6 protein-coding genes and 1 pseudogene are annotated in these 6,803 nt (G+C 72.4%); 4 read left to right on the plus strand and 3 right to left on the minus strand.

The genetic code is table 11. The features are described 5' to 3' along the window. Together H5J30_RS12945 and H5J30_RS12950 are read left to right on the plus strand one after the other, a co-directional pair. Window positions 1-434 (plus strand): annotated as a pseudogene (locus tag H5J30_RS12945) (glycoside hydrolase family 3 protein); the annotation flags it as partial. A gap of 46 nt (window positions 435-480) precedes the next feature. Then, window positions 481-1,530, plus strand: a complete 1,050-nt coding sequence (locus H5J30_RS12950; protein ID WP_181787583.1) for an SIS domain-containing protein — start codon at window positions 481-483, stop codon at window positions 1,528-1,530. Window positions 1,531-1,601: 71 nt separating this feature from the next. Here the strand turns inward: H5J30_RS12950 and H5J30_RS12955 are convergent, their stop codons facing one another. Further along, the gene (locus H5J30_RS12955; RefSeq protein WP_181787584.1) at window positions 1,602-2,354 is read right to left on the minus strand and encodes an SDR family oxidoreductase; all 753 of its coding nucleotides are present in this window, start codon (window positions 2,352-2,354) and stop codon (window positions 1,602-1,604) included. Window positions 2,355-2,433: 79 nt separating this feature from the next. On the opposite strand from H5J30_RS12955, the gene H5J30_RS12960 reads away from it, so the two are divergent. Further along, window positions 2,434-3,066, plus strand: coding sequence for a TetR/AcrR family transcriptional regulator (locus tag H5J30_RS12960; protein ID WP_181787585.1), 633 nt, complete (start codon window positions 2,434-2,436; stop codon window positions 3,064-3,066). Between the two features lie 318 nt (window positions 3,067-3,384). Next, on the plus strand, window positions 3,385-4,866 hold the full coding sequence (locus H5J30_RS12965) for a PAS domain-containing sensor histidine kinase (RefSeq protein ID WP_181787586.1): 1,482 nt from the start codon (window positions 3,385-3,387) through the stop codon (window positions 4,864-4,866). Window positions 4,867-5,120: 254 nt separating this feature from the next. Here the strand turns inward: H5J30_RS12965 and H5J30_RS12970 are convergent, their stop codons facing one another. Continuing rightward, window positions 5,121-5,378: a WhiB family transcriptional regulator gene (locus H5J30_RS12970; RefSeq protein WP_018835069.1), complete on the minus strand. Its 258-nt coding sequence runs from the start codon at window positions 5,376-5,378 to the stop codon at window positions 5,121-5,123. A gap of 317 nt (window positions 5,379-5,695) precedes the next feature. Continuing rightward, window positions 5,696-6,664 (minus strand): diacylglycerol/lipid kinase family protein, encoded by a 969-nt coding sequence (locus H5J30_RS12975; protein WP_181787587.1) that lies wholly within the window; start codon window positions 6,662-6,664, stop codon window positions 5,696-5,698. Between the last annotated feature and the right edge of the window lie 139 nt (window positions 6,665-6,803).

Consider the following 6,803-nt stretch of genomic DNA (forward strand, 5'->3'; position numbering starts at 1 on the left):
TGTACGTCGCGGGGTTCACGCCGGTGGCCAGCATCGCGGTGGGGCAGGAGACCCCGTGGGGCGTCGGTGCCGAGCTGGAGCGGGAGCTGCCCGGCACCGAGTCCGCGGTCTTCGACGGCTCGGCGCTGGGCGCCGGGGACGGCGGGGGCGGGGACGCGGCGAGCCGGGAGGGTTTGTCGGCGCTGACCGCAAATGTGCTCGCGGCGGCCCGTGATCGTAGGATCGTCGCAGTGGTGCGCGACGTCCACCGCCACCCCTGGATGGCGGACGCGCTCGACGGCCTGCTCGCCGCCCGTCCCGACACCGTCGTGGTGGAGATGGGGGTGCCGCAGGCGCCGCCGCGCGGGGCGCCGCACATCGCGACCCACGGTGCCGCCCGCGTCTGCGGACGCGCCGCCGCGGAGGTCATCACCGGCAAGGGCGCCGGGGCCTGACCGCCACGCCCGTACCACCTGACACCGCAAAACGGAGGCACCCCGCATGACTGCCGCCCAGCCGGGCCGGATCATGGCCGGCGAGATGGCCGAACAGCCCGAGGCCCTGCGCCGCGTCCTGGCGCACGGCGCCCCGGAGATCCGCAGGGTCGCCGAGGCCATCGCGGCCCGCGCGCCGCGCTTCGTCCTGCTGACCGCGCGCGGCACGTCGGACAACGCCGCGCTGTACGCCAAGTACCTGCTGGAGATCCAGCTCGGGCTGCCGTGCGGGCTGACGTCGATGTCCACGACGACGGCGTACGAGGCCAAGCAGGACCTCACCGACGTGCTGGTGATCACCGTCAGCCAGTCCGGCGGCTCGCCCGACCTCGTCGCCTCCACCCGGGCCGCCCGCGAGGCCGGCGCCCTCACGCTGGCGGTGACGAACAACCCGGACTCGCCGCTGGCCGGCGTCAGCGAGTACCACATCGACGTCCAGGCGGGCCCGGAGAAGGCCCTCCCGGCGACCAAGACGTACACCGCCTCGCTGCTGGCGCTCTACCTCTTCGTCGAGGGCATGCGCGGCGGAAAGGGCGAGGCCGCCGCGGTGCTGCCGGAGCTGGCCGAGCAGATCCTCGCCCGGCAGGGCGAGGTGAAGGCCCTGGCGCAGCGCTACCGCTTCGCCGAGCGGATGGTCCTCACCTCGCGCGGCTTCGGCTACCCGACGGCCAAGGAGGCGGCGCTGAAGCTGATGGAGACGTCGTACATCCCGGCGCTCTCCTACTCCGGCGCCGACCTGCTGCACGGCCCGCTGGCCATGGTCGACAACGTCTCGCCGGTCATCGCCATCGTCACCGACGGCCGCGGCGGCGAGGCGCTGCAGCCGGTGCTCGACCGGCTGCGCGACCGGGGCGCGGACCTCGTCGTCGTCGGCCCGCAGGCGCAGGTCGACGCCGCGGCGGGGGGCTTCGCGCTGCCGACGGCGGGGGTGGCGGAGGAGGTGCAGCCGATCCTGGAGATCCTGCCGCTGCAACTGCTCGCGTACGAGGTCACCATCGCCCGCGGCCAGGACCCGGACGCCCCGCGCTCGCTGGCGAAGGTCACGGAGACGCGCTGACCGCCTGATCGTGTACGGGCCGCGGCCCCGGCTCCTCCGCGGAGGAGCCGGGGCCGCGGCCGTAGCGCGTGCTACAGCAGTACGCCGCCGGAGACGTCGAGGTACGTGCCCGTGAGCACCTTGGCGTCGCCGGAGACCAGATAGGCCACCGTGTCCGCGACCTCGCCGACGTCCGTCATCCGGCCGAGCGGCGACATCGACGCCATGCCCGTCATGGCGTCGTCGTTGTCGCGCAGCCAGGCCGCGTTCATGTCGGTGTCCAGGGCGCCGGGCGCGACCGCGTTGACGGTGATGCCCCGCTCGCCCACGGACTTCGACAGGAACTTGGTGAAGGCGTCGACCGCGCTCTTCGTCATCGTGTACGCCAGCAGCGTCGGCATCAGCGCCGCGTGCGTGGCCACCGTGGAGACGTTGACGATGCGCCCGCCGTCCCGCAGCCGGGGCAGCCCCAGCTTGGTGACGAAGAACGGCGCCTTGGTGTTCACCGCGAACAGCCGGTCGAAGTCGGCCTCCTCGGTCTCCTCGATGAGCGCCTGGAGCGCGACGCCCGCGTTGTTGACGAGGATGTCGAGCCCGTCCGCGTGCCGGTCGAACTCCGCCCACAGCGCCGCCGCGTCACCCGGCACGCCCAGCTCCGCCCTGATCGCGAACGCCTCGCCGCCGGCCGCCTCGATCGCGGCGACGGTCTCCTTCGCCGCCGCCTCGTTGCTGCCGTAGTGCACGGCGACGCGGGCCCCGTCCCGGCCGAGCCGCTCCGCGATCGCCCTGCCGATCCCGCGGCTCGCGCCCGTGACCAGTGCCGTCTTGCCAGTGAGCGCGCCCATGGCGGCGCCCCCTTTCTGTAAAGGTTGCTACAGAAAGGACCGTATCACATTAACTAGCGAGCGCTATAGAATAGTTTCCATGGCCACCAAGCAGCGCGGACGCCCCCGCTCCTTCGACCGCGACGAAGCGCTGGAGAAGGCCCTGTACGCCTTCTGGCAGCACGGCTACGAGGCCACCTCCGTCGCCGACCTCACCCGCGTCCTCGGCATCGGCGCGCCGAGCCTGTACGCCGCCTTCGGCGACAAGAAGGCGCTCTTCGACGCCGCCGTCGAGTCGTATACGACGAGCGACAACGGCACGTTCATCGACCGCGCGCTGGCCGAGGAGCCCACCGCCGTCGCCGCCTTCACGCGCATCCTGCGCGAGGCAGCCGTCGGCTACACCGCGCCGGACCGCCCGCGCGGCTGCATGGTGCTCAGCGTCGGCGTGAGCGCCACCACCCCCGAGGTGGTGACCAAGATGCGCGAGCTGCGCGCGATGAACCTCGCGGTCATGACCGCGCGCGTCCAGGCCGACGTGACCGCGGGCGTGCTGCCGCCCGGGACCGACCCGGAGAAGCTCGCGAGCTACGCCGGGGCCGTACTCCAGGGCATGTCCACGCAGGCCAGGGACGGTGCCGACCGGGAGCTGCTCCTGCGGGTGGCGGAGGTCGCCGCGGCGGGCTTCGCGGTGTCGGCGGCGGGTGGCCAAGTCGGTGCGTCCGGGGCGTAGACAGCCGGGAGTGGTCTAGTCCACAATGCTTGTCAGGCTTCCGCCCCTTCCGCACGACGGGGCGGAACGAGGCCCGAGACGTTCTCTGCCCTGACTGCGTCCCGGCCTCCTCACCGGTTGCGACGCCGCGGGGCCGCACACTCCGCGGCGCGCGCGCCGGTGCTTGGCTCCGGGCCGCGGTGCCGGACGGGTTGAGGGTCCCGGTCCAGGCACCGCGGCCCGAAGTGCGTGACGGCCCGCGGCTGCTCCGGCCCGCTGTCGTCGAGGCGGGCTTCGGGTGCTCCGGGGCCTCGCCGGTAGGCTCCAGGTGTGCCGTCCATGAACGAACTCGTCCGCCGGCACACGGCGCTGAGCGAGACCGACCTGGAGTGGCTGCACCTCCTCGTTTCGGAGTGGCAGTTGCTCGCCGACCTGTCCTTCGCCGACCTCGTGCTCTGGGTCCCGACCGTCGACGGCGCCCGCTACGTCTCCGTGGCGCAGATGCGTCCGAACACCGGCCCCACCTCGTACCAGGACGACATGGTCGGCCACACCGTCCCGCGCGGCCGGCGCCCCATGCTCGACGCGGCCCTCGACGAGGGCCGGATCGTGCGCGAGGGCGACCCGGAGTGGCGCGAGGAGGTGCCCGTACGGATCGAGTCCATCCCCGTGCGCCGGGAGAGCCGCGTCCTGGGCGTCATCGCCCGCAACACCAACCTGCTGACCGTGCGCACCCCCAGCAGGCTGGAGCTGACGTATCTGCAGAGCGCGTCCGACCTCGCGCAGATGATCGCCGCAGGTGCGTTCCCCTACCCCGGGCAGCAGGGCGACACGGAGACCTCGCCGCGGGTGGGCGACGGGCTCATCCGGCTCGACGCGGAGGGCATCGTGCAGTACGCCTCGCCCAACGCGCTCTCCGCCTACCACCGCCTCGGCCAGGCCGCCGACCTCGTCGGCCGCCACCTCGGCCAGGCCACCTCGGAGCTGGCCGTCAGCAAGGAGCCGGTGGACGAGGCGCTGGTCAAGCTCGCCAGCGGATGGGCGCCGCGGGAGGCGGAGGTGGAGGGCAACGGCGGCGTCATCCAGTTGCGCGCGATCCCGCTGAAGCCGCGCGGGACGCGCATCGGGTCGCTGGTGCTGCTGCGCGACGTCACCGAGATCCGGCGGCGCGAGCGCGAACTGATGACCAAGGACGCCACCATCCGCGAGATCCACCACCGGGTGAAGAACAACCTGCAGACCGTCGCCGCCCTGCTGCGGCTCCAGTCGCGCCGGCTGGCCGCGGAGGACCCCGACGGGCGGGCGCGGGCGGCGCTGGACGAGGCGGTGCGGCGGGTCGGCTCGATCGCCATCGTGCACGAGACGCTGTCGCAGAACCTGGACGAGACCGTGGAGTTCGACGAGATCGCCGACCGGGTGGTGGCGATGGTGGCGGAGATCGACCCCGGCCGGGTGACGGGGCACCGCACCGGCCGCTTCGGCGTGCTCCGGGCGGAGGTCGCCACGCCGCTGTCCATGGTGCTGACCGAGGTGCTGCAGAACGCGCTGGAACACGGCTTCGGGCCGGGGGACTCGGGGCGCGTGGAGGTCACCGCGCTGCGCTCCAGCGGGCGGCAGGACAGCCGGCTGCTGGTCACCGTGCAGGACGACGGGCGGGGGCTGCCGGAGGGGTTCGACCCGGCGACGTCCGGAAGCCTGGGGCTCCAGATCGTACGCACGCTCGTCGAGGGGGAGTTGGCGGGCACGTTTTCGATGGCGCGGGCGCCGGAGGGGGGCACGCGGGTGGTGTTCGACATTCCCGTGCAACCCGAAAAGCGCTGATGCGCCGGGGGGTGGGCGTACGGAAGTGGACGTCGCGGTTGACGGCCGTGCCCTTCCCCGCGGCGTTCCTGCGGCGGCACGCACCCGCAACGCGGCTCAGGACGCGGGCAGTCGGCCAGCAAAAAGCCCCGGGCCGTCGGCTCCGGGGCTCTCAGGGTGACTCGTGGTGCGGCTCTTGCGGCTGCTGCGCTGCGGCTCGGGGAGAGCGGCGCCGTGGGTCCCACGGCGCCTTCGCGCATCCGGGGGGTGTCGGGTCAGGCGCTTGCCCTGCGCGCCCGGTTGCGGGCGGCGCGGCGCTTCATCGCGCGGCGCTCGTCCTCGCTGAGGCCACCCCAGACACCGGAGTCCTGACCGGACTCCAGCGCCCACTGCAGGCACTGCTCCATCACGGGGCAGCGACGGCAGACGGCCTTGGCTTCCTCGATCTGCAGCAGCGCAGGACCGGTGTTGCCGATCGGGAAGAAGAGCTCGGGGTCTTCCTCGCGGCAAACGGCGCTGTGACGCCAGTCCATGACTGCTCCATCTCTTCGCGTTGCTGTCAGTTGCTTGTGAATGTGAACGCTTTCACGAATCCTCCGACAAGTGAAGGGGTCCGATCAGATTTCCGGTGTGACCTTCAACATGTGGAGGGGGCGAGTGCGCCGGAGGTGGGGTCCCCTGAGGGGAGGCGCTCCGGCCGCCATGAAGAGGTTCGCAAACCTCAGCTTCGGATACAACCCCTTCCGTGAAGTTTCTTTGGATTCCTTGGTCTCAGTTGACTAAGGACCCCACTTCCAGGGGGTGAGGCGCAGCCTAAACGTTCGACTGGAAGGACTTTCGGGCCTTCCACTCACACAATCACACGCAGTGCGCGCCGTACGCCTGTGAAGGTCACGCTCGTACGCAGTCCGAGGTGGTCACCGTCCATCTGGAAGGGCAGTGGGGCCTGTGATTCCAAGGTGAAGTCGGTGAGATCGTGCAGCGACACCGCGTGCTTGCCCTGCGGCCCGCGCTCCGGCGAGGAGGTGAGCAGCTGGGTCCCGTAACGCAGCAGTGACGGGGTGGACAGGCGGGCGAGTCCGAGCACGTCGAGGGCGGTGTCGAAGGACGCGCCGGGGGTCGCGTAGAGGGGGCGGTTGCCCAGGTAGCTCCACGGCGAGGTGTTGCAGACGAGCGAGAGGACGAGGCCCTCGACGGGCTCCTCGGCCGGACGCCGCAGCGTGATCGCGCCGTGCCGCCGGTCGCCCTCGCCGAGCCACTGGCGCAGCAACTGCCGGACGTAGAGCGGGTGCGTGGACTTCTTGCCGCGCTCGCGCTTCTGCTCGACGCGGCCGACGACGCCCGCGTCGAATCCCAGGCCCGCGCAGAACGTGAACCAGCGCGCCGGCGCGCCCTCGTCGTCGGTGTCCGGGGTGCCGGAGGCGAGCCCGAGGCCGACGGTGCGCTCGCTGCCGGAGTGCATGGCGTCGAGCAGGGCGCCGGTGGCCTCGACCGCGTCGTTGGGCAGGCCGAGGGCGCGGGCGAAGACGTTCGTGGAGCCGCCGGGGACGACGGCGAGCCGGGGCAGTTCGTCGGGCGCGGGGCCGCGGTGCAGCAGGCCGTTGACGACCTCGTTGACGGTGCCGTCGCCGCCGAGGGCGACGACGACGTCGACCTCGCCGCTGTCCGCCGCGTGCCGCGCGACGTCGCGGGCGTGGCCCCGGTACTCGGTGGTGACCGTCTCCAGCTTCAGGTCGCTGGCGAGTGCGTGGATCAGCACGTCGCGGGTCCGGGCACTGGTGTCGGTGGCGGCGGGGTTCACCACGAGGAGCGCACGCATGGCATGCAGGTTACCTACCGAAAAGTAGAGGGGCCCAGCCCTGGCGCAGCGGGCGCCGGGGCCCCAGTAGGCTGGAGAGCATGAGCGGAACGCAGGGCCGGGGCGGGCGGAAGCAGGCGGCCCGGTCCGGGCGGGAGAA

This window comes from Streptomyces phytophilus (assembly GCF_013870535.1).
GTDB classification, from domain to species: Bacteria; Actinomycetota; Actinomycetes; order Streptomycetales; family Streptomycetaceae; genus Streptomyces; species Streptomyces phytophilus.